The organism is Paracoccus zhejiangensis (genome assembly GCF_002847445.1).
In the GTDB taxonomy this organism is placed as follows: Bacteria; Pseudomonadota; Alphaproteobacteria; order Rhodobacterales; family Rhodobacteraceae; genus Paracoccus; species Paracoccus zhejiangensis.
In genome coordinates, this window is the sequence record NZ_CP025430.1 from 3,756,310 (window position 1) to 3,778,519 (window position 22,210).

19 protein-coding genes are annotated in these 22,210 nt (G+C 67.5%); 15 read left to right on the forward strand and 4 right to left on the reverse strand.

The annotated features are described in order from the left end of the window. The gene (locus CX676_RS18270) at positions 1-228 is read left to right on the forward strand and encodes a hypothetical protein (protein WP_101753834.1); all 228 of its coding nucleotides are present in this window, start codon (positions 1-3) and stop codon (positions 226-228) included. A gap of 180 nt (positions 229-408) precedes the next feature. On the opposite strand, the gene CX676_RS18275 is transcribed toward CX676_RS18270, so the two are convergent. From CX676_RS18275 to CX676_RS18290, 4 genes are all read right to left on the reverse strand, one after another. After that, positions 409-1,059, reverse strand: coding sequence for a YjbF family lipoprotein (locus tag CX676_RS18275; protein WP_232816522.1), 651 nt, complete (start codon positions 1,057-1,059; stop codon positions 409-411). 5 nt (positions 1,060-1,064) lie between these two features. Further along, positions 1,065-3,215, reverse strand: coding sequence for a YjbH domain-containing protein (locus CX676_RS18280; RefSeq protein WP_232816523.1), 2,151 nt, complete (start codon positions 3,213-3,215; stop codon positions 1,065-1,067). A gap of 110 nt (positions 3,216-3,325) precedes the next feature. Beyond that, on the reverse strand, positions 3,326-3,877 hold the full coding sequence (locus CX676_RS18285) for a COG3650 family protein (protein ID WP_101753837.1): 552 nt from the start codon (positions 3,875-3,877) through the stop codon (positions 3,326-3,328). 112 nt (positions 3,878-3,989) lie between these two features. Beyond that, positions 3,990-5,372, reverse strand: coding sequence for an L-serine ammonia-lyase (locus tag CX676_RS18290; RefSeq protein ID WP_101753838.1), 1,383 nt, complete (start codon positions 5,370-5,372; stop codon positions 3,990-3,992). 227 nt (positions 5,373-5,599) lie between these two features. Here CX676_RS18290 and dusB point away from each other — a divergent pair, with 227 nt between their 5' ends. From dusB to CX676_RS18360, 14 genes are all read left to right on the forward strand, one after another. Beyond that, entirely contained in the window at positions 5,600-6,625 is a 1,026-nt protein-coding gene (gene dusB, locus CX676_RS18295; RefSeq protein ID WP_101753839.1) for a tRNA dihydrouridine synthase DusB, read from the forward strand. Continuing rightward, positions 6,622-7,737, forward strand: coding sequence for a two-component system sensor histidine kinase NtrB (locus CX676_RS18300; RefSeq protein ID WP_101753840.1), 1,116 nt, complete (start codon positions 6,622-6,624; stop codon positions 7,735-7,737). The genes dusB and CX676_RS18300 overlap by 4 nt, the downstream gene beginning before the upstream one ends. 21 nt (positions 7,738-7,758) lie before the next feature. After that, entirely contained in the window at positions 7,759-9,228 is a 1,470-nt protein-coding gene (locus CX676_RS18305; RefSeq protein WP_101753841.1) for a response regulator, read from the forward strand. 72 nt (positions 9,229-9,300) lie between these two features. Beyond that, on the forward strand, positions 9,301-11,565 hold the full coding sequence (locus CX676_RS18310) for a sensor histidine kinase NtrY-like (RefSeq protein ID WP_101753842.1): 2,265 nt from the start codon (positions 9,301-9,303) through the stop codon (positions 11,563-11,565). Beyond that, positions 11,562-12,953, forward strand: a complete 1,392-nt coding sequence (gene ntrX, locus CX676_RS18315; RefSeq protein WP_101753843.1) for a nitrogen assimilation response regulator NtrX — start codon at positions 11,562-11,564, stop codon at positions 12,951-12,953. Before CX676_RS18310 ends, ntrX begins: the two co-directional genes overlap by 4 nt. A 560-nt stretch (positions 12,954-13,513) precedes the next feature. Further along, positions 13,514-14,890 carry a Trk system potassium transporter TrkA gene (gene trkA / locus CX676_RS18320; protein WP_101753844.1) on the forward strand — a complete coding sequence of 459 codons (1,377 nt, stop codon included), beginning with the start codon at positions 13,514-13,516 and terminating at the stop codon, positions 14,888-14,890. 10 nt (positions 14,891-14,900) lie between these two features. Further along, positions 14,901-16,547 carry a TrkH family potassium uptake protein gene (locus CX676_RS18325; RefSeq protein WP_101753845.1) on the forward strand — a complete coding sequence of 549 codons (1,647 nt, stop codon included), beginning with the start codon at positions 14,901-14,903 and terminating at the stop codon, positions 16,545-16,547. 192 nt (positions 16,548-16,739) lie between these two features. Next, positions 16,740-16,973: an RNA chaperone Hfq gene (gene hfq / locus CX676_RS18330; protein ID WP_020949330.1), complete on the forward strand. Its 234-nt coding sequence runs from the start codon at positions 16,740-16,742 to the stop codon at positions 16,971-16,973. Continuing rightward, the gene (gene hflX / locus CX676_RS18335) at positions 16,974-18,308 is read left to right on the forward strand and encodes a GTPase HflX (RefSeq protein WP_101753846.1); all 1,335 of its coding nucleotides are present in this window, start codon (positions 16,974-16,976) and stop codon (positions 18,306-18,308) included. It begins immediately after the preceding gene. A 66-nt stretch (positions 18,309-18,374) separates the two neighbouring features. Further along, positions 18,375-19,256, forward strand: coding sequence for a formate dehydrogenase accessory sulfurtransferase FdhD (locus CX676_RS18340; protein ID WP_101753847.1), 882 nt, complete (start codon positions 18,375-18,377; stop codon positions 19,254-19,256). Beyond that, a complete protein-coding gene (gene mobA / locus CX676_RS18345) occupies positions 19,249-19,857 on the forward strand; it encodes a molybdenum cofactor guanylyltransferase MobA (protein ID WP_101753848.1) in 609 nt (202 codons plus the stop codon). The genes CX676_RS18340 and mobA overlap by 8 nt, the downstream gene beginning before the upstream one ends. After that, a complete protein-coding gene (gene mobB, locus CX676_RS18350; RefSeq protein ID WP_101753850.1) occupies positions 19,854-20,348 on the forward strand; it encodes a molybdopterin-guanine dinucleotide biosynthesis protein B in 495 nt (164 codons plus the stop codon). The genes mobA and mobB overlap by 4 nt, the downstream gene beginning before the upstream one ends. After that, positions 20,345-21,580: a molybdopterin-binding protein gene (locus CX676_RS18355; protein ID WP_332872942.1), complete on the forward strand. Its 1,236-nt coding sequence runs from the start codon at positions 20,345-20,347 to the stop codon at positions 21,578-21,580. The genes mobB and CX676_RS18355 overlap by 4 nt, the downstream gene beginning before the upstream one ends. 22 nt (positions 21,581-21,602) lie before the next feature. Further along, entirely contained in the window at positions 21,603-22,154 is a 552-nt protein-coding gene (locus tag CX676_RS18360; RefSeq protein ID WP_101753851.1) for an invasion associated locus B family protein, read from the forward strand. The last annotated feature ends 56 nt before the right edge of the window (positions 22,155-22,210 follow it).

Here is a 22,210-nt window from a genome sequence, read left to right on the forward strand (position 1 = left end):
ATGATCATGACCAAATTTGCTACTTTCGCCGCCGTCCTCGGCCTGACCGCAACCTCGGCTCTGGCCGGTGGCTATGTCGCCCCCGTCGTCGAAGTCGAGCCGGTCGTTGTTGAAGAACAGCCCGCGTCGTCGAACGCCGGCCTGGTTGTTCCCGCCCTGCTGCTGCTGGGCGTGATCGCCGCCGTCGCTTCGGACGACGACGACGACGACACCACCACCACCGAGTAAGATCGCTTCCCCTTCTGGGGATTTCGATTGGAGGGCTGGCCTTGTGCCAGCCCTTTTCGTTTGCGCAATGCCCCGAAAGCGGCGGGTGACAGGCAGGCGGTGCCGGAGACGGCTCTGGCATGAAAAAACCCGCCCATTTCGGAGCGGGTTTTCGTCTCTGAGGAGGTCGTTGAGGCCCTGTCAGGGCCGCAGCGTCTGGATGGTGACATAGCCCAGCCTCGGCCCGGCCCATTGCCGCGAGACCGGAATCTGCCCGCCCTGGACCATGAAGCTGTTCTGGAAGCTGATGCCCAGTCCCTCGCAGTTCTCGACCATCACACCGGGATTGGGACCTGCGCCGACCGTGCAATTGAAGGTCAGCGGCCGCTCCAGCCCGTCGCCGGCATAATAGCGGATGACCCGCTGGCCGTTGCCTGCCCGCCCGGCTCGAATCAGGCCCTCGGTCGAGGCTTCGGTGACCGACATGTCATTGCCCAGCCCGCGCGTGCCCACCAGCATGCCGCTCCGCAGGATCAGCGCCTGCTCGTTCGGCGTCATGTAGGTACGCATGGCACCGTTCTGGCCGGTCATGGCCATCACCTGCGTCCGTCCGGCCGTTTCAAGACCAGCCATGATCAGCGGGCCGGGGTTCACGCGCAGCGCCTCGGCGGCGATCTGCTCCTGTGTCCGGGCAGGGGCTTTCGGCTCGCTGGCCGCCTTGCGCTCGGCCATGATCTGCTGGGCGGCCTGTCCGGCCAGCCCCAGCGGCGTTGCATTGGGCTCGGCCGTATCGTTGCCGCAGGCGGCCAGCAGAGCCAGCATGGAAAGGCCAATTGCGCGCGTCATCGTCATGCCGGTCATCGCCAGAATTTCCCCCAACCTTCGTAAAGTTTGCCCGAATGGCTTTCGCGCACGGTGTCGTAGAGCCGGTCATTGATCCGCAGACGCGAGCCGCCATCGCGTGACAGCGAGCGCAGATCGCCGCCCACGCGCTGCAGCGACGGCTGCCCGGTGGCCCAGGCCACCGGCAGCGAGATGGTGATGCCCTTGTCGAAGGAGCCTTCGCCGAAATCTTCCTCGCTCATGTTGGTCTTGGTGGCATAGGCCCCGACGCGCCAGCCATTGGCAAATTCACGGGTCAGCGTGACCGTGGCGCCGTCATCGCCGGCCAGATAGCGGCCGATATCGACCTGCCCGGTAAAGCCGCCACCGAACTCGTAATAAGCCGAGACGTGACCGGTGGTCACTTCGTAGTCGCGGAAACTCAATGCGTCCTCGAAATCGCGCTTCTTGACCCGGTTGATCTCGGCCCCAAGCGCCAGCGGCAAGTTGACCGGCTTCCACAGCGCCTCGGTCGAGACGCCGCCATAGGCACGCTCGAGAAGGCCGACGGTGACGCGGGTATAGACCGTGTCGGTGGGCTTCGCGTACCAGTTCAGCGTTAGCTCGGGGATGGTCGGGCTGCTGTTGCCTGAATACATCCGGCCATCCGAGCGCACGCGCGGGACACCGTTCGCGGCGTAATCGGTGTTCAGCGCCTCGTACTCGTCGGTCGTGTAGGCCCCGGGAGCCTCTTGCTTGATCGAGCCAAAGGCGCGCTGGCGCACCGTGCCGGACAAGACCAACCCCGGAACAAGTTCGTATTTCGCCCTGGCCTGGGCGCCGACCTCGTAGCGGAACGGCTGATCGGGGTCGAAAAGCGAGGTCGACAGGTAGGGTGTCAGGCCCCACTGGAATCGCGGGTAAAGGCCCGGCGTCATGACCAGATTTCCGGGGCGGGGATCGGCATCGGTCAGGACCGCCGCATTGGCGATCTGGCTGACCTCGGTATTCTCCAGCCGTTCGACATCCGAGCGGCGCAGCGTCACCGAGCTGGTCGGCAGACCGTCAGCCGAGGTGGTGATGACGAAGGTCTCGACCGAGGGGGGCAGGGCACGGGTCATCAGCCGCGCGGTGCGGCCGATCGCCTCGGCATGCTGGACATAGCGGCCATTGCGGATCCGGACCTCGGCGCGGTTGGCCGAAAGCGCCATCGACTCGAGGGTCTGGCCCTCGTCGCGCAGCGCGTCGCCAAGCGCGGTCTGGATCGCCGGATGGGCGGTGGGGTCGTTGGCCCAGACACCCGCCCAGCCTTCCGGGTCGGCACCCGGCGCGGGGCGCGGGCGAACTGGGGCCGGTGCCTTTTCCAGGCCCGAGGGGAAGGGCGCCTGGCGCGGGTTCAGCGCCACGCTGAACTGGGCGCCAAAGGTATTGCCGCCGACGGTGTAGACGCCGATCTGGTAATTCTCGCCGAAGTGATAGTTCGCGCCGAGGTTCAGCTTGCTCTTGGGTTCTTCCTCGCCGCCGGTGGTCACTTCGCGCGCATAGGGGTCGGTCGAGTATTCGGCGACCAGCCGCAGGTTGTCGGTGGCCTGCCAGGCGACCGAGGCAAAGGGCTTGGCCGGACCAGTGAACCAGTCCTTCACGTTCAGCTTGCCACCCTCGCCCACATCCGAGGTGCGCCGCTCTTCGCCGCCGAGGCGCCCCCAGCCAACACCGGCGCTGACCCGCAGGCGCGGCGTCAGGGTCTTGGTGGCGACCAGGTACTCGGCTGAATAGATGCCGGTGCCCATGAAATCCTGCAGGCCCACGGCGACCGCGGGGCGCCAGCCGGCCTCGTCCTCGTCAAGGACGCGGAACCGCACGTCGAACGAACGGTCCCAGAGGAAGCCACGCGAACGATCGACCCCGTCCAGCCGCGAATAACGCAGGGCGGCGGTCATCCGGGGCAAGGCCTGGAAGACGATGGAGTTGCGGCGGGCATAGTCGGACACGCCGACCGAGCCGCCAAGCGTGCCGTCGTCAAGGCCTTCGGCGGTCGGCGTGTCGATCGCGCCGGGCATGCCATAGGCATTCAGCGATGTGCCGATCATCGGTTCGGCCAGGGCTGTCTGGGTTCCAGAGGCCACCAGCAGGGCCACAGGCAGGGTGGTCGCCAGCAATTGGCGGAACAGACGCGAATGGCGCATGAGGATGGGGTCTCCTGTCGGTATCTTGCCCACATTAGCGGGCGCGCGCGGCTGCGGACAGCCCCGCGACATCACTTAGGTGCAGGCCCGCGACCTATGGGCAACAGGCCTCAGCCCTGCGGCGCGGCAGTTGTCTCGGTCGCTGCGGCCGCTGCGGGGGCTGCGCAGCCATTGTTCGTCCGGCCGCCGATCTTCAGCGTCGCCGACATCGGGAATTTCTCGCCCGACATGTCATCGACGCAATCGGTGCCGCGCACGGTCAGCGCGAAGGCGCTGCCGTCCAGCGTGCCGACGAATTCGACGCCCTGCGCGAAGGTCAGGCGGCGCACGGTGACGGTCCGGCCCTTCTGGTTTTCCGGGGTCTTGTAGACCGCCCGCTCGCCCGAGGCCTCGACGGTCCAGAAGGGTTCGTTGCCGCGCGCGACAAAGGCCACGGTGTTCAGCGTCTCGGAATTGGCCGTGGCCGAGGCGACATGTTCGCCACCCTCGACCTCGATCGCCTGCTCCAGCGGCGAGACGGCGGGCGGACCCGAGGGTGTGGCCGGCTGTTCCGCCACTTCGGGCTTCATGCCGAGGCTGGACTGAAGGTCGGTCATCGCCTGATCGTCGCAGGCGGCCAGGGCAAGGGGCAGAACCGCAAGGGCGGCGAGGCGCAGTTTCATGGTATTTTGCCTTCGGGCTGGGATCACTGTCCGGCCAGCGATAGCAAAATGCCGCCTGCCGGGGCAAGGCCGCTGCGGTTTCGCGGGCGAAGCGCCGCCCAAGCCGCGCCGATCAGCAGTTCGGAACGTTCACCGCCAGCCCGCCAAGCGAGGTTTCCTTGTACTTCTCGCTCATGTCGCGGCCGGTCTGGCGCATGGTCTCGATGGCGGCGTCCAGCGGCACGATATGCTCGCCATCGCCACGCAGGGCGAGGCTGGCCGCAGAGACCGCCTTGATCGCGCCCAAGCCGTTGCGCTCGATGCAGGGCACCTGCACCAGCCCGCGCACCGGATCGCAGGTCATGCCCAGGTGATGCTCCAGCGCGATCTCGGCTGCGTTCTCGACCTGCTCGGGCGTGCCGCCCAGAACCGCGGCCAAGCCGGCCGCCGCCATGGCGGAGGCGCTGCCCACCTCGGCCTGACAGCCGCATTCGGCACCCGAGATCGAGGCATTGTGCTTGATCAGCCCGCCGACCGCCGCCGCCGTCAGCAGGAAATCGGGCAGGTCGCGCTCGCTGGCCCCCGGCACGTGGTCGAGCCAATAGCGGATGACGGCGGGCAGAACCCCCGCCGCGCCATTGGTGGGCGAGGTGACGACCTGGCCGCCGGCAGCGTTCTCCTCGTTCACCGCCATGGCATAGGTCGACATCCAGTCGTTGATGACATGCGGCGCGGTCAGGTTCATGCCGCGCTCGGCCATCAGCTTTTCATGCACGCCCTTGGCGCGGCGGCGGACGTTCAGCCCGCCGGGCAGATGCCCGCCGGTGGACAGTCCCCGGTCCATGCAGTCGCGCATCACCTGCCAGATCCGCCGCAACCCCTCGTCGGTCTTGGCGTCGCTGCGATAGACCCGCTCGTTCTCGCGCTTCATCGCGGCGATGGACTTGCCCGAGGCCTTGGCCATCTCCAGCATTTCGGCGGCGCTGGCAAAGGGATAGGGCACCTTGGAGACGGCATCGCTGCGCCCCTCGTCGCCCTTCTTCGCCAGCTCCTCCTCGGTCAGCACGAAGCCGCCGCCGACCGAGTAATAGACCTGGTGATAGATCACGTCGCCCTGTGCATCGGTGGCCGACAGCGTCATGCCATTGGCATGGCCGGGCAGGGCGTGGTCATAGTCGAAACGCAGATCGACCTCGGGGTCGAAGGCCAGCTCCGGCAGGCCCTCGGGTGCCAGCACGCGGGTTTCCCGGTTGCGGGCCAGCGCCGCCTCGGCCGCCTCGGCATCGATGGTTTCGGGCACGAAGCCTGCCAGCCCCAGGATGGTGGCGCGGTCGGTCGCGTGACCCTTGCCGGTAAAGGCGAGGCTGCCATGCAGGCTGGCCTTCAGCCCATGGGCGCGGAAGGGTTGCTCGCGCAGCGATTGTAGGAAGCGCGACCCGGCCACCATTGGCCCCATCGTATGCGACGAGGACGGGCCGACACCGATCTTGAACAGATCGAACACTGACAGGAACATCACGCTTCTCCTTCACCACCTGCCCAGTGTATGCGGCGCGAGCGCCGTCTCTGCCAGCCGGAAAACGACCACGGAACCGGGCGGCAGCGACTCGACCCTTGCAGCTGCTGCCTATATAATGGGCACAATGCCGCATATTTGAACAATGACCTGTCCCTGCGATCACGTCGCAGGGACAGGCGGCCCGCTCGCCTTGCAGCAGTGCCGCCCCCGAGTGAATGAGAGACATGACCCAGCCTGACCCCATCCTTGTCGGCGACCAGCGGCTTGGCCCGCCGGTCTTTCTTGCGCCGATGGCCGGCATCACCGACTTGCCCTTCCGCCGGCAGGTGGCGCGCTATGGCGCGGGGCTGCTGGTCAGCGAGATGGTAGCCTCGACCGAGATGGTGACGCCGCGCCCCTCGACCCGCGCGGCGGTGCGGGCCAAGGCGCTGACCGAGGGCGCGCTGCCGGTCAGCGTCCAGATCGCCGGGCGCGAGGCCGGAGCGATGGCCGAGACGGCGCGGATCGTCGCCGGCATGGGCGCGCGGATCATCGACATCAACATGGGTTGCCCGGCCAAGAAGGTGACGGGCGGGCTGTCCGGCGCGGCGCTGATGCGTGATCTGGATCATGCGCTGGGGCTGATCGATGCCGTGGTCGGCGCGGTCGACCTGCCGGTGACGCTGAAGATGCGGCTTGGCTGGGACGCCGATTGCCTGAACGCGCCGGAACTGGCCCGGCGGGCCAGCGAGGCCGGCGTGCAGATGCTGACCGTGCATGGCCGGACGCGGGCGCAGTTCTACAAGGGCAGCGCCGATTGGGACGCCATCCGGGCGGTGGCGAACCTGCCCGGGCGGCCGCCGCTGGTCGCCAATGGCGATGTGATCGATGCCGCCTCGGCCCGCGCCGCGCTGGCGCTGTCGGGCGCCGATGCGGTGATGGTCGGACGCGGTGCGCAGGGGGCTCCGTGGCGGCTGGCGCAGATCGCGCATGAGCTGTGGGGCACGCCGGCGCCCGATGTGCCGCAGGGTGCGGCGCTGGCCGAAGCCGTGGCCGATCACTATGAGGATATCCTGTCGCTCTATGGCGAGGAGCTGGGCCTGCGCGTCGCGCGCAAGCATCTGGGCTGGTATGCCGAAGCCAATGGCGCCCCCGGTCGCGACCTGATGTTGCGCGCCGACAGCCCGGCGGCGACGCTCGCCCTGATCCGCAGCTGTTTCGGCGACGCCTCGGGCGATCCGATGGGCGACCCCGTGGGGCGCGCCGCATGACCTGCCTGCCGCCCCCCGATTTCACCGCCTCGGATCCGGGAACCGGCTGGCTGGGCCTGCCGCTTCCGGCGCTGGTGCTGGATGCCAAGGGGCGGGTGGCGGCATTGAATGACGCGGCCGAGATCTGGTTGAACCTGTCCCGCCGCTCGACTCTCGGCAAGGCGCTGGAGGGCGAGGAGATGGCCGGCCGGCTGCGCATCGATCCCTCGATCGCGCCCATGGCCGAGCGGGTGGTGCGCGGCGACGAGACGCTGTTCCAGCCCCATGTCTGCTTCCAGATCGGCGACCGCGCCGGCCGGCACGAGGCGCGCTATGCCACACTGCATGCCGGCCCGGCGGCGGATGTGCCGGATGGGCTGTCGCTCTTGATCGTGCCAAGCGAGATGGACGACCGCCACGGCCAGCACCGCGCCGTGCGCACCGCTGCCCGCAGTGCCATCGGCATGGCCGAGATGCTGGCCCATGAGATCAAGAATCCGCTGGCCGGCATTCGCGGCGCGGCGCAGCTGATGGCGATGAACGCCTCGCCCGAGGATCGCGAGATGGCCGAGATGATCGTCAGCGAAAGCCGCCGCATCGTTGCGCTGCTGGATCAGGTCGAGCGTTTTGGCGATACGACCGGGCCGAAACTGGGGCCGGTCAATGTCCATGACGTGCTGGAGCAGGTGCGCCGCTCGGCCAAGGTGGGCTTTGCCAAGGGGCTGCGGATACTGACCGATTACGACCCCTCGCTGCCTTCCGCCTTGGCCGATCCCGACCAGCTGATGCAGGTCTGCCTCAACCTGGTCAAGAACGCCGCCGAGGCGCTGTCGCGGCGCGGCGGCACCATCCGCCTGCGCACCCATTACGACCACGCCATGCGGCTGCCGCCCTCCGAGGCCGAGCCGGGTGGCCGGGCGCTGCCGCTGCAGATCGAGATCGAGGATGACGGGCCGGGCCTGCCCGAGGCCATTGCCGGCCAGATCTTCGAACCCTTCGTCTCGGGGCGCGAGAACGGCACCGGGCTGGGTCTGGCGCTGGTTTCGAAGATCATCACCGATCACGGCGCCTGGGTGCAGGTCGACAGCCGCCCCGGCCGCACGATTTTCCGCCTTTCATTGCCAAAAGCCTAGACAGTCACGAGGACCGAAACCATGGATGGCACCGTTCTGATCGCCGACGACGACCGCACCATCCGCACCGTCCTGACCCAGGCGCTGACCCGGGCGGGCTGCCGGGTCCACGCGACCGGCTCGCTGGCGCAGCTGACGAAATGGGTGGACGAGGGGCGGGGGGATCTGGTCATCACCGATGTGATGATGCCTGACGGCAATGGCATCGACCGCATTCCCGCGATCCGCAAGGCCCGGCCCGACCTGCCGGTCATCGTCATCTCGGCCCAGAATACCATCGTCACCGCCATCCGCGCCACCGAGGCCGATGCCTTCGAATACCTGCCCAAGCCCTTCGACCTGCCTGACCTGATGGGCAAGGCGGGCCAAGCCCTGTCGCGCCGCCCGCGTCGATCCAGCGAGCCGACGGTCGCGGGCGAGACCGTGTCGCCCGAGGGCGGGGCCGCCAGCGCCGATCCGGCCATGCCGCTGATCGGCCATGCCCCGGCGATGCAGGCGCTGTTCCGCATGGTTGCGCGGGTGCTGAACGCCGATCTGCCGGTGGTCGTCTCGGGCGAGGCGGGGGTGGGCAAGTCGATGATCGCGCGCAGTTTCCACGACCTTTCCGACCGCAAGGATCGCGGGCTGGTGGTGCTGAGTTCTGCCGATCCGCTGGATGCGGCGGTTGCCCGGATCGAGACCCAGGCAGCTGGGGGATCGGTCATCATCGAGAACCCGGCGGGCTTCGATCCGGCGGCGCAGGCCCGGCTGGTCGGGCTGATCGAGACCCTCGAGGCCGATCCCGAGCCGGGCCGGGCGCCGCGGCTGATCTCGACCATGGGCCATGATCCGCAGGCCGATCTGGCGGCGGGGCGGCTGCGCGCGGATCTCTATTACCGGCTGGCCGGGGTGACGATGAACGTGCCGCCGTTGCGCGCGCGGATTGAGGATATCGTGCCCTTGGCCCGGCACCTTCTGGCCCGCGCGGCGGCTCAGGGCCTGCCCGACCGCAGCCTGTCGGAAGGGGCGGCGGCGCTGATCCGTTCGCATCCCTTCCCCGGCAATGTGCGCGAGCTGGAAAACACCATGCGCCGACTGGCCCTGACCGCCGCACAGGCCGAGATCACCGAGACCGAGGCACGCGAGGCGCTGGCGCAGGTGCCGGGGGCTGAACTGTCGGCCCGGGTGGCCGAGCCGCGCCTTTCCCCGGGCGCGCCCGATCGCGGCAGCCGGATGCCGCAGATGGTCTCGGCCGCCGATGCCCGGCTGGCGGATTCAGTCGAGGCGCATCTGCAACGCTATTTCGACCTGCATGGCGAGGAGCTGCCGCCGCCGGGCCTCTATGACCGCATCCTACGCGAAATCGAGAAGCCGCTACTGGAAATCGCGCTCGATGCGACCGGCGGAAATCAGCTGCGTTGCGCTGATTTGCTGGGAATAAACCGCAATACCCTGCGCAAGAAGCTGACCGACCTGAATATCGAGGTGACACGGCGGCGCAAACTGATGTAAAAGGGCCACAGAAAGCAATGCCAGAGTCACGGCATTGCAACAACAGCCGCAGAAGACGGCGTTGAGGTGGCGATGGCAGGAGCTGCAGGCGGCTCGATACGGAACAGGCTTGCCGGGTTGGGCGATGGCTGGCGGCTGGAAGGCGCAGTCAGTGGCGCGATGCTGGGGCTGGGCTTTGCGCTGGCCGCCGCGACCATTCTCGTTCTTGGGCCTTTCGGCGCGCGCACGCCGCAATGGGTGCTGCGGCTGGTGCTGATGCTGGACGTGGTCTACCTGATCGCGCTGGCCGGGCTTGTCACCATGCGGCTGCTGCGGCTTCTGGCGGCGCGGCGCGCCTCGGCGGCTGGATCGCGGCTGCATATGCGGCTGGTCGGCGTCTTTGCCATCATCGCGCTCGTGCCCACCGTGCTGGTCGCCCTTTTCGCCGGATTGCTGGTCAATATCGGGCTCGAGGGCTGGTTCTCGGACCGGGTGCAGCAGGTGGTGACCACCTCGCAGGCCGCCGCCGTTGCCTATCAGGAGGAACACCGCCACGATCTCAGCGAGGATGCCCGTGCCCTGGCCGGGGTGCTGACGCAGGCGGCGCGGAACAATCCGCTGATCCAGGACGGAATGTTGCGCGAATTGCTGTCGCAGGGGCAGGGGCTGATCCAGCGCGGGCTGCGAGAGGCCTATGTGATCGACGGTTCGGGCCAGATCCGCGCGCGCGGTGAGCGATCTTATCTTTTCTGGTACGAGGCGCCCTCGGTGACGCAATTCGATCAGGCCCGGGCCGATGGGCTGGTGCTGGTCGAGGATTGGCAGAACAACGAGTTCCGCGCGCTGGTCTCGCTGCCGCCGCTGGCCGACCGCTACCTCTACGTCACCCGCGACGTGGATGGCTCGCTGCTGGGGCTCCTGGACGACACCCGCAAGACCGTGGGCGATTACCAGCAGCTTGAACAGACCCGGGGGCGGGTGCTGCTGGAGTTTTCGCTGGTCTATCTGGGCTTTGCGCTGCTGATGGTCGCCGCCGCCATCTGGCTGGGCCTGTGGTTCGCCAGCCGGCTGTCGCGGCCCATCGGGCAGCTGGCACTGGCCAGCGAGCAGGTCGGACGGGGCGATCTGGACGTGCAGGTTCCCGCGCCCGATACCGGCGACGAGATCCAGACGCTTGGCGAAAGCTTCAACCGCATGACCCGGCAACTGAAGACCCAGCGCGAAGAACTGATCGAAAGCTACCGCGCCAGTGACGAGCAACGCCGGCTGTTCGACAACGTGCTGTCCTCGGTTACATCGGGGGTGATCGGGCTGGATCCGGCCGGCGAGATCGATTTCCTGAACCGCTCGGCCACCCGGCTGTTGGGGCTTGACCCGGCGCGCGACATCGATGCGCTTCTGTCTCAGGCGGTGCCTGAATTTGCGCCGCTGTTCGACCGGCTTTCCGGGTCGGTGGCCGAGGCGGTGCAGGACGAGGTGCGGCTGAACCGCGAGGGACGGGTGGAAAGCCTGCTGGTGCGCATGGCGATCCGGCGCTCGAACGATGGCGGGGTCGAGGGCTATGTGGTGGCCTTTGACGATGTGACCGAACTGGTCAGCGCGCAGCGTATGGCCGCCTGGGGCGATGTGGCCCGGCGCGTGGCGCATGAGATCAAGAACCCGCTGACCCCGATCCAGCTCTCGGCCGAGCGGCTCAGGCGCAAGTTCATGCCGCTGGCCGGCGAGGCGGACCGCGCCAGTCTTGACCAATATGTCGACGTCATCATCCGCCAGACCGGCGACCTGCGCCGCATTGTCGACGAATTCAGCCGCTTCGCCCGCATGCCCGAGCCCGACCGGGCCGAGATCGATCTGGCGCGGCTGCTGCGCGACGCGGCGCTGATCCAGCAGGATGCGCTTGGCGGGGCGCTGGTCTCGCAGATCCCCGATCAGCCGGTGATCGTCGATTGCGATGCCGGGATGCTGAGCCAGGCCTTCACCAACCTCCTGAAGAATGCCGGCGAGGCGGTGGACGAGAAGGCCGCCAACCCGCCCGAGGGCTGGGTGCCGCGGATCGAGGTGGTGATGCAGGCCCAGCCCGATGCGGTCAGTATCCGCATCATCGACAATGGCACCGGCCTGCCCGCCGATCGCACCCGCCTGTTCGAGCCCTATGTGACGATGAAGTCGCAGGGCACCGGGCTGGGGCTGCCGATCGTCAAGAAGATCATCGAGGAACATGGCGGCAGCCTGTCCTTGACCGATGCGCCCGGCCATGAGGGGGCCATGGCCGAAATCAGATTGCCGCGGGAACGCCAGCCGGTCCGGCTGATGTCCCGGCGGCAGAAACCAGAAAAAGAGCAGACGGGGACGACATGAGCGACATTCTGATCGTCGATGACGAACGCGACATTCGCGAGCTGATCGCGGATATCCTGAAGGACGAGGGCTTCCAGACCCGTGTTGCGGCCAATTCGGACGAGGCCATGGCCGAGCTGAACGCCGCCGAACCTTCGCTGATGATCCTCGACATCTGGCTGAAGGACAGTCGGATGGACGGGATCGACATCCTGAAACAGGTCAAGCGCAACAATCCCGAGGTGCCGGTCATCATCATCTCGGGGCACGGCAATATCGAGATCGCGGTCGCCGCGATCCGGCAGGGCGCCTATGACTTCATCGAGAAGCCCTTCAACATCGACCAGCTGATGGTGGTGATCAACCGGGCGATGGAGACCAGCCGCCTTCGGCGCGAGAACAGCAGCCTCAAGCGCGGCGATGTGAAGCTGGCGGATATGCTGGGCATCTCGGCCAGCTTCAAGCGGCTGCGCGACAACCTGGAAAAGGTCGCTAAATCGAATGGCCGGGTGATGCTGACCGGCGAGCCGGGGGCGGGCAAGGAACTGGCCGCGCGCTATATCCACGCCAACAGCCCTCGCGCCCGTGCGCCCTTCGTCACCGTGTCCTGCGCCACCATCGAGCCTGAGCGGATGGAGGAGGTGCTGTTCGGTCGCGAGACGCCCGAGCGCGGGGTCGAGCCGGGGCTGCTGGAACAGGCGCATGGTGGGGTCATCTATTTCGACGAGGTCGCCGACATGCCCGTCGGCACCCAGCCCAAGATCCTGCGGGTGTTGACCGAGCAGCAATTCAGCCGCTCTGGCGGGGCCGATCGGGTGCGGGTCGACCTGCGCGTGGTCAGCTCGACCAACCGCGATCTGGCCGTCGAAATCGCCGGTGGCCGCTTCCGGCAGGAATTGTTCGACCGGCTGAACGTCGTGCCGGTCGTCGTCCCCTCGCTGGCCGAGCGCCGGGATGACATCCCCCTGCTGGCGCAGCATTTCATCGAGGAATTCAACCGCGATCAGGGCCTGACGCCGCGCGCGCTGCCCGACGAGACGGTTGCGGCCCTGCAATCCATGCGCTGGCCCGGCAATATCCGGCAACTGCGCAACGTGATCGAGCGGGTGCTGATTCTGGCCGAGGACAGCGGCCCGATCCAGCCGGCCGAGCTGGAGCCGCAGGGCGCAAGCTCGGAAAACGGCGAGGCGCTGAGCCTCGGGCCGCAGATCACTGCGCTGGCCTTGCGCGAGGCGCGCGAGCTGTTCGAGCGCGAATACCTCCTGGCGCAGATCAACCGCTTTGGCGGCAATATCAGTCGCACCGCACAATTCGTCGGGATGGAGCGCAGTGCCCTGCATCGCAAGCTGAAATCGCTGGGGGTCGTCGGCGGCGTCAGGATCGATGACGAGATGATGGCGGGCAAGTGAGCCGCAAGCCCCGGTCCCCGGGGCTGGCCTTCAGTTCCATGTTGCGGTCGGTCATTGGAAGTGGGTTCGCCAATGGCTGACCGCAACAGACTTCACACCGCCGGGCATGCTGTTCGGAGGGAAAACAACGCCTTGCCCATGCCGTGGGCGCCAAGGTGCACAGACGACGAAACACCGATGTCGGCCCGCGCAGAACAAATGCTACACTCCCGCCTGACGGTTGGCCCGATCGCAGGGACCTGCATCAATGCTGCGCAATCCCTGCCCGTTTCCGACCGCGTGGTCAGTCGCTGGACGGCCCCTGCCTGCGCTGGAACCGGGTTGCCCCGGCCGGATCATCCCAAGGCCAGCATCTTAGCAGCGCGACCGAACCGCTGCAGCTTTTCAGGCTCTATTAGTCTACGCCAATGGCCCTTCCGCGGCAAGCACAACCGCCGCGCGAAGACCTGGGAGGCAGGCAGTCACGGCACCGGAATAGGGCCCAACGAGGGCGACCGATTGCTCCTCGCCGCCATCTTGCCTATTGCTTGGACTTTGACGATCCAGCGGGACGGGACGGCATGAAGATCATCATCTGCGGGGCAGGGCAGGTCGGCTGGCAGATCGCGCGGCATCTGTCGGTCGAGCGCAACGACGTGACCGTGATCGACAACAATGCCGAGCTGGTGCGACGGGCGACCGATGCGCTGGACGTGCAGGGCGTGACCGGTTTTGCCAGCCATCCCGACGTGCTGGACCGCGCCGGCGCGCGCGATGCCGACCTGATCATCGCAGCGACCCATTCGGACGAGGTGAACATGGTCACCTGCCAGGTGGCCCATTCGGTGTTCCAGATCCCGCGCAAGATCGCCCGGCTGCGCAGCGCCGCCTATCTGGATGCGATCTATTCCGATCTCTACCGCACCGAGCATCTGCCCATCGACGTGGTCATCAGCCCCGAGCGCGAGGTGGCGCAGGCGGCGATGCAGCGGCTGTCGGCACCCTCGACCTTCGATGCCGAGACCTTCATGGGCAACCGCGTTCACCTGTTGGGTATCGCGCTGGACGAGGACAGCCCGGTTCTGAATACGCCCCTGCGGCAGTTGAACGAGATCTTTTCCAGCCTGCGCGCCATTGTCGCCGGCGTGCGCCGTGATGGCCGGCTGTTCGCGCCCGAGCCCGGCGACCAGTTGTTCGCCCATGACCAGATCTATGTCTTCGCCCATTCCGAGGATGTCGACCGGGCGCTGGAGATCTTTGGCAAGCCCACCGAGAAGCAGGAGCGTGTGGTCATCATCGGCGCCGGCAATGTGGGCCTTGCGGTCGCACGTGCGCTCGAGGCGCGGCCCGAACGTGTCCGCGCCAAGCTGATCGAACGCGACCGCCACCGGGCCGAGGCTGCGGCGGATGCGCTCGAGCGGACCATTGTGCTGAACGGCGACGGGCTGTCGGCGGAACTGCTGGAAGAGGCCGCGGTGCCGCGCGCCGATGCGGTGCTGGCGATCACCGATGACGACAAGACCAACATCCTCGCCTCGGTCCGGGCCAAGCAGGCGGGGGCGAAGCTCGCCATCGCGCTGATCAACGACCCGACGCTGGTGCCGCTGATGTCGGCGCTGGACATCGACGCCTATATCAACCCGCGCGCCACGACCGTCTCGACCATCCTGCGCCATATCCGCCATGGCCGGGTGCGCGACATCTATTCCATCGGTGATGCCGAGGCCGAGGTGATCGAGGCGCAGGTGCTGTCCACCTCGCCGATTTCGGGCCGGGCGATCCGCGACATCGAGTTTCCCGAGGGCGTGCTGATCGGCGCGGTGCAGAAGGGCGACAAGGTGCTGAAGCCCAGCTCGGACATGCGCATCGAAGAGGGCGACATCGTGCTGATCTTCGCGCTGTCCGCCGATGTTCCCGAGGTCGAGCGCCTGCTTCAGGTCTCGATCGACTTCTTCTGAGGCCGCGCGCATGTCGGTCCTGATCCGCCTGCCGCTGATCGTGATCCTTGCCGGGATCGGCGCCTTGGCGATGCTGATCCCGGCTGTCTATGCCTCGGTGATGGATTTCGACGCCATCGCGCGCAATTTCTTCTATTCCGGTATCCTGTTCCTGATCCTCGCGGGGATGCTTGGCATCGCCACCGCCGCCAATCCGGCCGGTCCGCGCGCCCGCTCAATGCTTTTGACCATGGTGGCGACCATGGGCCTGTTGCCGCTGATGCTGGCGGTGCCTTTTTCCGAAAGCATGCCCGATACAGGCCTCTTCAACGCCTGGTGGGAGATGGTGTCGTCGCTGACCACCACCGGGGCCTCGCTCTATTCCGCCGACCTCTTGCCGCTGCCGCTGCATCTGTGGCGGGCGCTCGTCGGCTGGATGGGCGGGCTGTTCATGCTGGTCGCCGCCATCGCCATCCTCGCGCCACTGCGGGTGGGCGGCTTCGAACTGATGTCCTCACCCTATGGCCGGCAGGAATATTTCGAGCGGCTGCCGAAATCCGCCAACCCGCGTGAGATTCAGCCGCATCTGTCCAGCCCGTCCTATCAGACCGAGCTCGTCGATCCCGCCTATCGCGTACTGCGCGCGGCGCAGGCGGTTGCGCCGGTCTATGCCGGGCTGACGCTGGTCATGTGGGTGATCCTGCTGCTTCTGGGTGACAGCTCCATCGTGGCGCTGTGCCGGGCGATGGGGACACTGGCCACTTCGGGCATTTCGCCGGTCATCGGCCCGGCCACCGATGGCGCGGGCGTGGCGGGCGAGGTCGTAGTTTTCCTGTTCCTGATCCTCGCCCTCTCGCGGCGCTTCTGGCCGGGCGGGGGCGAGCTGCGCTCGACCGAGCGGGTCATCGACGATCCCGAACTGCGGCTGGCCGCCGGGATCGTGCTGTTGGTCGCACTGGTATTGTTCGCCCGCCATTTCATCGGTGCCATCGACGTGGCCAAGACCGGCGCTGCCGAAGCCGCCGCGGGCCCCGCGCAGCAGCCTTTCGAAAGCGTGGTGAGGGGCGCGGCGGCGGCCTGGGGCGGCCTCTTCAACGGTCTCAGCTATCTGACCACGACCGGCTGGAACAGCGCCGACTGGCAGGGCGCGCGGACCTGGTCGGGGCTCTCTTCGCCGGGTCTGATCCTGGCCGGGCTGGCAATCTTTGGCGGCGGCGTGGCGACCACGGCGGGTGGGGTGAAGCTGCTGCGCGTCTATGCCCTTGCGCGCCATGGCGAACGCGAGATGGAGCGGATCATCCACCCGCGCTCGATCGCCGGGGGCGGGCGCATGGCCCGGCGGCTGCGGCGCGAGGGCGCCTATCTGGCCTTCATCTTCTTCATGCTCTTTGCCATGTCCATCGCCGTGGTGGTCACGCTGATCTCGATCCAGCAGATCGAGTTCGAGACCGCGACCATCCTGTCCATCGCCGCGCTGACGAATACCGGCCCGCTGGCCGGAGCCATCCCCCTGACCCCGACCTTCGAGGGCACTGCCGGCATCGCCTCGGCCCCGTGGGAAGGCTGGTCGGGCCTGTCGATCTTCAACAAGTCCATCCTCGCCGGTGCGATGATCGTGGGGCGGCTGGAGACATTGGCGATTCTGGCCCTGTTCACGCCCGATTTCTGGCGTCGCTGAGCGCCTCTTGGCGAAAGAACCGCTGCAAACGAGCATCGACACTGTATCGGATTTGCCAGAGGCGCGAATAAAAAGCGCTGTTGCCCTTGTGCCGGCCCATGGCTTCGGATGATGTCAAGTAACTTGCAAGCGCGCTGCGCTGCGCCTACACCTTGATATATAGACCAACTTTAGCAGGCAGGTTGAGACCAGATGGCTGGCGACAAGCAGAACCTTCAGGACGCGTTTCTCAATCACGTCCGCAAAGCCAAGGTGCCCGTCACGATCTTCCTGATCAACGGCGTGAAGCTGCAGGGCGTCATCACCTGGTTTGACAACTTCTGCGTGCTTCTGCGCCGCGATGGACAATCGCAGCTTGTCTACAAGCACGCGATCAGCACGATCATGCCGGGGCAGCCGATCAGCCTCTACGAAGGCGAGGACTGATTGGCCGAAACCACCTCGACCGAGGCCCGGCCGACACGCGCCTATGTGATCCATCCCGACCTCGCAGATCGGCGCACCCAGCGGCGTGAACCCGAACATGCGCTGGCCGAGGCCATTGCGCTGGCTCATGCCCTGCCGGGGACCGAGATCGTCGGTTCCGAGGTCGCGCGGCTGCGCAAGCCCGATGCGGGTCGGCTGTTCGGCAAGGGCAAGGTCGCCGAGATCGGCGAGCGACTGGCCGAGGCCGAGGTTGATCTGGTGCTGATCGACGGCCCGGTGACCCCGGTCCAGCAGCGCAATTTGGAAAAGGCCTGGGAGGTCAAGCTTCTGGACCGGACCGGGCTGATCCTCGAGATATTCGCCGACCGCGCCCGCACGCGCGAGGGTGTCTTGCAGGTGGAACTGGCCGCCCTCAGCTATCAGCGCACCCGGCTGGTCCGGGCCTGGACCCACCTTGAACGCCAGCGGGGCGGGTTGGGATTCGTCGGCGGTCCGGGGGAAACCCAGATCGAGGCCGACCGCCGCGCCATCGATGAGCAGATGACCCGTCTGCGCCGGCAGCTGGAGCGCGTGGTGAAGACTCGCACCCTGCACCGCGCCGCGAGGGCCAAGGTGCCCTATCCGATCGTCGCGCTGGTTGGCTATACGAACGCGGGAAAATCGACGCTGTTCAACCGCCTGACCGGGGCCGAGGTGCTGGCCAAGGACATGCTTTTCGCCACGCTGGACCCGACCATGCGCGCCATTCGCCTGCCCGATGCGCGCGGCGGGACGCAGGGGCGCAAGATCATCCTCTCCGATACCGTGGGCTTCATCAGCGACCTGCCGCATGAACTGGTCGCCGCCTTCCGCGCCACACTGGAAGAGGTGCTGGAAGCCGATCTGGTCCTGCATGTCCGCGACATCAGCCATCCCGAAACCGAGGAACAGGCGGCGGATGTGGCCGAGATCCTCGACGGGCTGGGCGTGGACGAGGACGTGGCGCTGATCGAGGTCTGGAACAAGATCGACGCGCTGTCCGCCGATACCCGCGCCGCCCTGCGCCGCACCGATTCGCGCACCGAGGGTGTGCAGGCGGTCAGCGCCCTGACTGGCGAGGGACTGGACGACCTGATTGCCGCCATCGACGCCCATCTGGGCGAGGCCCTGGATGAACCGCGCTATCCGGGGCAGGTGGTGCTGCCCTTCTCGGACGGTCGCCGCCGGGCCTGGCTGCACGAGGCCGGCGTGGTCGAGCGCGAAGAGGCCGGCGAAGACGGGCTGCACCTCGACCTGCGCTGGACCGAACGGCAGAAGGCGACCTATGAGGCGCTGAGCGGCGGCGAAGCGGAATAGGGCCGCGGGGATCACCCCGGTCCTGCCCCCTTGCACCCCCCGGGTCTGCGCGCCAGACTGCCGCGCATGACCGAGCCGCTGCCACCTCTGCCGATCTTGCCCGATCCCGAAGCCGTCAGCCTGACCCGTGCGGTGACGGGCCTTGACCAGTTGGGCCAGCCGGTCGAGTTGCGGGTGGTCGAGGAACGGCCGTTGACCATCTGGCTGAATGGCCGCGAGATCGTCACTGCCATGACCATCGGCGATCATCCCGACTATCTGGCGCTGGGGTTCTTGCGCAACCAGGGGATGCTGAAGCCGGGCGAGGTGGTGACCGGCGTCGATTTCGACGCCGAAGCCGAGGCGGTCGTGGTGCGCACCGCCACCCAGACGGATTACGAGGACAAGCTGTCGCGCAAGACCCGCACCTCGGGCTGCGCCGTGGGCACGGTCTTTGGCGACCTGATGGAGGGGATCGCGGGGCTGAAACTGCCTGCGGCCGAGGTTCGGACCAGCTGGCTCTATGCGCTGGCGCGCCAGATCAACACGCTGCCCTCGCTCTATCTCGCGGCCGGGGCGATCCATGGCACGGTGCTGTGCCAGAAGGACCGGGTGCTGGTCTACATGGAGGATGTTGGCCGCCACAATGCCGTGGACAAGATCGCCGGCTTCATGTTCCGCCACGGCGTCGAAGGGACAGACAAGATTCTTTACACCACCGGGCGGCTGACCAGCGAGATGGTCATCAAATGCGCGCAGATGGGCATTCCGGTGCTGGCGTCGCGCTCGGGCTTTACCGGCTGGGGCGTCGAGATCGCGGGGCAGGTGGGGCTGACGCTGATCGGCCGGATGCGCGGGCAGCGCTTCACCTGTCTGGCCGGGGCCGAGCGACTGGTTTTCGATGCCGATCTGGCCTCGGTCCCCGAGGAAGACCGCAAGCACCGGCGCAAGAGTGCCGCCGATGACTAGGCTGCCAGGGGTCATTCTGGCGGGTGGACGGGCGACGCGCATGGGCGGCGGCGACAAGGGCTTGCGGTTGGTCGGCGGCGAAAGCCTGATGGATCGGGTGATCGCCCGGCTTGGCGCCCAATGCGCGACCTTGGCGCTGAACGCCAATGGCGATGCGGGGCGGTTCGACGCCCTTGGCCTGCCGGTGCTTTCGGACAGCATCGAGGGTTTTGCCGGGCCTCTGGCCGGTGTTCTGGCCGGACTCGACTGGGCGGCGGGGCAGGGGGCGGAGGCCATCATCACCGCCGCCGCCGATACGCCCTTCTTTCCCGACGATCTGGCGGCGCGGTTGCAAGCCGCTGCAGGGCCGCAGGGTCTGGCGCTGGCCGCCAGCCCCGACGAGGCCGGCGTGATCCGCCAGCATCCGACCTTCGGCCTCTGGCCCGTGGCGCTGCGCGAGGATCTGCGGGCGGCGCTGCAGGGCGGTTTGCGAAAGATCGTCCTCTGGACCGAAGGCCATGCTGCGGGCCGGGCGGTCTGGTCCTCGGACCCGTATGATCCATTCTTCAACGTCAACACGCCCGAGGATATTGCCACGGCGGAAAGGTTGATCGGCGCATGAAAATTTTCGGCATCACCGGGCAGAAGAATTCCGGCAAGACCAACCTGACCGGGCGGCTGATCCATGAATTCCGCCAGCGCGGGCTGATGGTCAGTGCGATCAAGCACGCCCATCACGCCGCCGATATCGATGTCGAGGGCACCGACAGCTTTCATCTGCGGGCGCAGGGGGCGGGGCAGGTGATCCTGTCGACGCCCGCGCGTTGGGCGTTGATGACGGAACTGCACGTGGCAGCAGAGCCGATGCTGAGCGATCTGATCGCCCATCTGGAGCCCTGCGACATCGTGCTGGTAGAGGGCTACAAGACCGCGCCGCATCCGAAGATCGAATGCCACCGCCCCGAGACCGGGCGGCCCCTGCTGGGCGAGGGCTATCACATCATCGCCGTCGCCTCGACCGCCGCGCCCGAAACAGCGTTGCCGGTGCTGGGCCATGACGACACGGCGGCGCTGGCGGATTTTGTCTGGGACCATGCGCAGGTGATCCGGTGAACCGCCCCGAGAAATCCTCGATGCCGCCCGGGGTGGACTGGTTGCCGGTGGCTGAGGCGCAGGCGCGGCTCAGGGCGGCGCTGTCGCCGCTCAAAGGGACCGAAGAGGTGGCGACGGGTGAGGCCCTGGGGCGGGTGCTGGCAGCGGATGCTTTTGCCCGGCGGTCGAACCCGCCGCGCGCCAACGCGGCGGTGGATGGGTTCGGTTTTGCCCATGAGAGCGCCGCCGAGGAATTGCCCTTGGCCGAGGGCCGGGCGGCGGCGGGACAGCCCTTTGCGGGGGCCTTGCCCAAGGGGCAGGCGGTGAAGATCCTGACCGGGGCGATCCTGCCCGAGGGCGTCGATACGGTGATCCTGCAAGAGGAAAGCCATGTGACCGGCGCGCGCGTGCGGTTCGACCGGATCCCGAAGCGCGGGGCGAATACCCGCATGGCGGGCGAGGACATGGCCGAGGGGGCGTTGGCTTTGCCCAAGGGGCGGCGGCTGACGCCCGCTGATCTGGCGCTCGCTTCGGCTTTGGGGATCGCGCGGCTGGCGGTGCGGCCACGATTGCGCGTCGGCGTGCTGTCGACCGGCGACGAGATCATCGCCAGCCCCGACCTGCCCGCGCTGCCGCATCAGATCTGGGATGCGAACCGGCCGATGCTTCTGGCCTTGGCCCAAGGCTGGGCAGCGGAGGCGGTCGATCTGCGCCATGCGCCCGATGATCCCGCCGCCATCGCCGCGGCGCTGGACCGGGGCGCGCGGGAGTGCGACCTGATCCTGACCTCGGGCGGGGCCTCGGCGGGGGACGAGGATCATGTCAGCCGGCTGTTGACCGAACAGGGCGAGCTGACGGCGTGGCGGATCGCGATGAAGCCGGGGCGGCCCTTGGCGCTGGCCTGCTGGCAGGGCGTTCCGGTGATCGGCCTGCCGGGCAACCCGGTCGCGGCGCTGGTCTGCGCGCTGATCTTTGCCCGCCCCGCCGCCAGCCTGATCGCCGGCGCGGGCTGGCGCGAGCCGCTGGCCTTCACGGTTCCCGCCGCGTTCGGCAAATCGAAACGCCCCGGGCGGCGCGAATATCTGCGCGCCCGGCTGAACGCGGATGGCGCGGCAGAGGTGTTCGAGTCCGAAGGCTCGGGCCGGATCAGCGGGCTAAGCTGGGCCGAGGGCCTGGTCGAACTGCCCGACGGCGCGGTCGAGGTCGCGCCCGGAACGCCGGTCCGCTATCTGCCCTTTGCCCATTTTCAATGATTGACCCAAACAAGGACGCTTCATGCGACATGTTCTGATTTCCGCCCTTTTCGCCGCCACCCTGCCGCTTGCCGCGCTTGCGCAGGACGCCACCGCGCCCGAGGCTGCCGAAGCGCCCGCCGAGATTTCGAACGGGCAGGCCTTCGACGACTGGACCGTGCGCTGCGAGGCGCTGGGGGTGAACCGCACCCGCTGCATGTTGAGCCAGCGGATCTCGATGCGCGAAACCAACCAGCTCTTGGCCGAACTGCTGGCCTTCTGGACCGATGACGGGAAACAGATCCTCGTCGCGCAGGTGCCGGTGGGGGCGCATCTGCCCTCGAGCTTCGTCCTGCAACCCGAAGGTGCGACCGAGGACGAGCAGCTTCCCTTCATCTGGCAGGCCTGCAGCCCGCAGATCTGCGAGGCGGTGAACCTGCCCGATCAGGCGGCGCTGGACCGGTTGACCGGGGCCGAGCAGGTGCTGGCTGGATACCGTCCTGCCGTAGGTGCCGAGATGGCGGTTTTTCCGATTTCGACCAAGGGTTTAAGCGAGGGCATGGCGGCGCTGAAACCGGCTGCGTCAACCGAGTAAGGCGGATGGGGCTTGCCAAACCGGCCAGCCCTGCGCCACTGTCACGGCCATGACGC

Bases quoted from the DNA above. Each gene is read 5' to 3' on its own strand.
- CX676_RS18325 (WP_101753845.1), top strand. From the start codon at position 14,901: ATGTCGGTCCTGATCCGCCTGCCGCTGATCGTGATCCTTGCCGGGATC.
- mobA (WP_101753848.1), top strand. From the start codon at position 19,249: ATGACTAGGCTGCCAGGGGTCATTCTGGCGGGTGGACGGGCGACGCGC.
- ntrX (WP_101753843.1), top strand. From the start codon at position 11,562: ATGAGCGACATTCTGATCGTCGATGACGAACGCGACATTCGCGAGCTG.
- mobB (WP_101753850.1), top strand. From the start codon at position 19,854: ATGAAAATTTTCGGCATCACCGGGCAGAAGAATTCCGGCAAGACCAAC.
- CX676_RS18270 (WP_101753834.1), top strand. From the start codon at position 1: ATGATCATGACCAAATTTGCTACTTTCGCCGCCGTCCTCGGCCTGACC.
- CX676_RS18280 (WP_232816523.1), bottom strand. From the start codon at position 3,215: ATGCGCCATTCGCGTCTGTTCCGCCAATTGCTGGCGACCACCCTGCCT.
- CX676_RS18340 (WP_101753847.1), top strand. From the start codon at position 18,375: ATGACCGAGCCGCTGCCACCTCTGCCGATCTTGCCCGATCCCGAAGCC.
- CX676_RS18290 (WP_101753838.1), bottom strand. From the start codon at position 5,372: ATGTTCCTGTCAGTGTTCGATCTGTTCAAGATCGGTGTCGGCCCGTCC.
- CX676_RS18360 (WP_101753851.1), top strand. From the start codon at position 21,603: ATGCGACATGTTCTGATTTCCGCCCTTTTCGCCGCCACCCTGCCGCTT.
- CX676_RS18305 (WP_101753841.1), top strand. From the start codon at position 7,759: ATGGATGGCACCGTTCTGATCGCCGACGACGACCGCACCATCCGCACC.
- dusB (WP_101753839.1), top strand. From the start codon at position 5,600: ATGACCCAGCCTGACCCCATCCTTGTCGGCGACCAGCGGCTTGGCCCG.
- trkA (WP_101753844.1), top strand. From the start codon at position 13,514: ATGAAGATCATCATCTGCGGGGCAGGGCAGGTCGGCTGGCAGATCGCG.
- CX676_RS18285 (WP_101753837.1), bottom strand. From the start codon at position 3,877: ATGAAACTGCGCCTCGCCGCCCTTGCGGTTCTGCCCCTTGCCCTGGCC.
- hfq (WP_020949330.1), top strand. From the start codon at position 16,740: ATGGCTGGCGACAAGCAGAACCTTCAGGACGCGTTTCTCAATCACGTC.
- CX676_RS18275 (WP_232816522.1), bottom strand. From the start codon at position 1,059: ATGACGATGACGCGCGCAATTGGCCTTTCCATGCTGGCTCTGCTGGCC.
- CX676_RS18310 (WP_101753842.1), top strand. From the start codon at position 9,301: ATGGCAGGAGCTGCAGGCGGCTCGATACGGAACAGGCTTGCCGGGTTG.
- CX676_RS18300 (WP_101753840.1), top strand. From the start codon at position 6,622: ATGACCTGCCTGCCGCCCCCCGATTTCACCGCCTCGGATCCGGGAACC.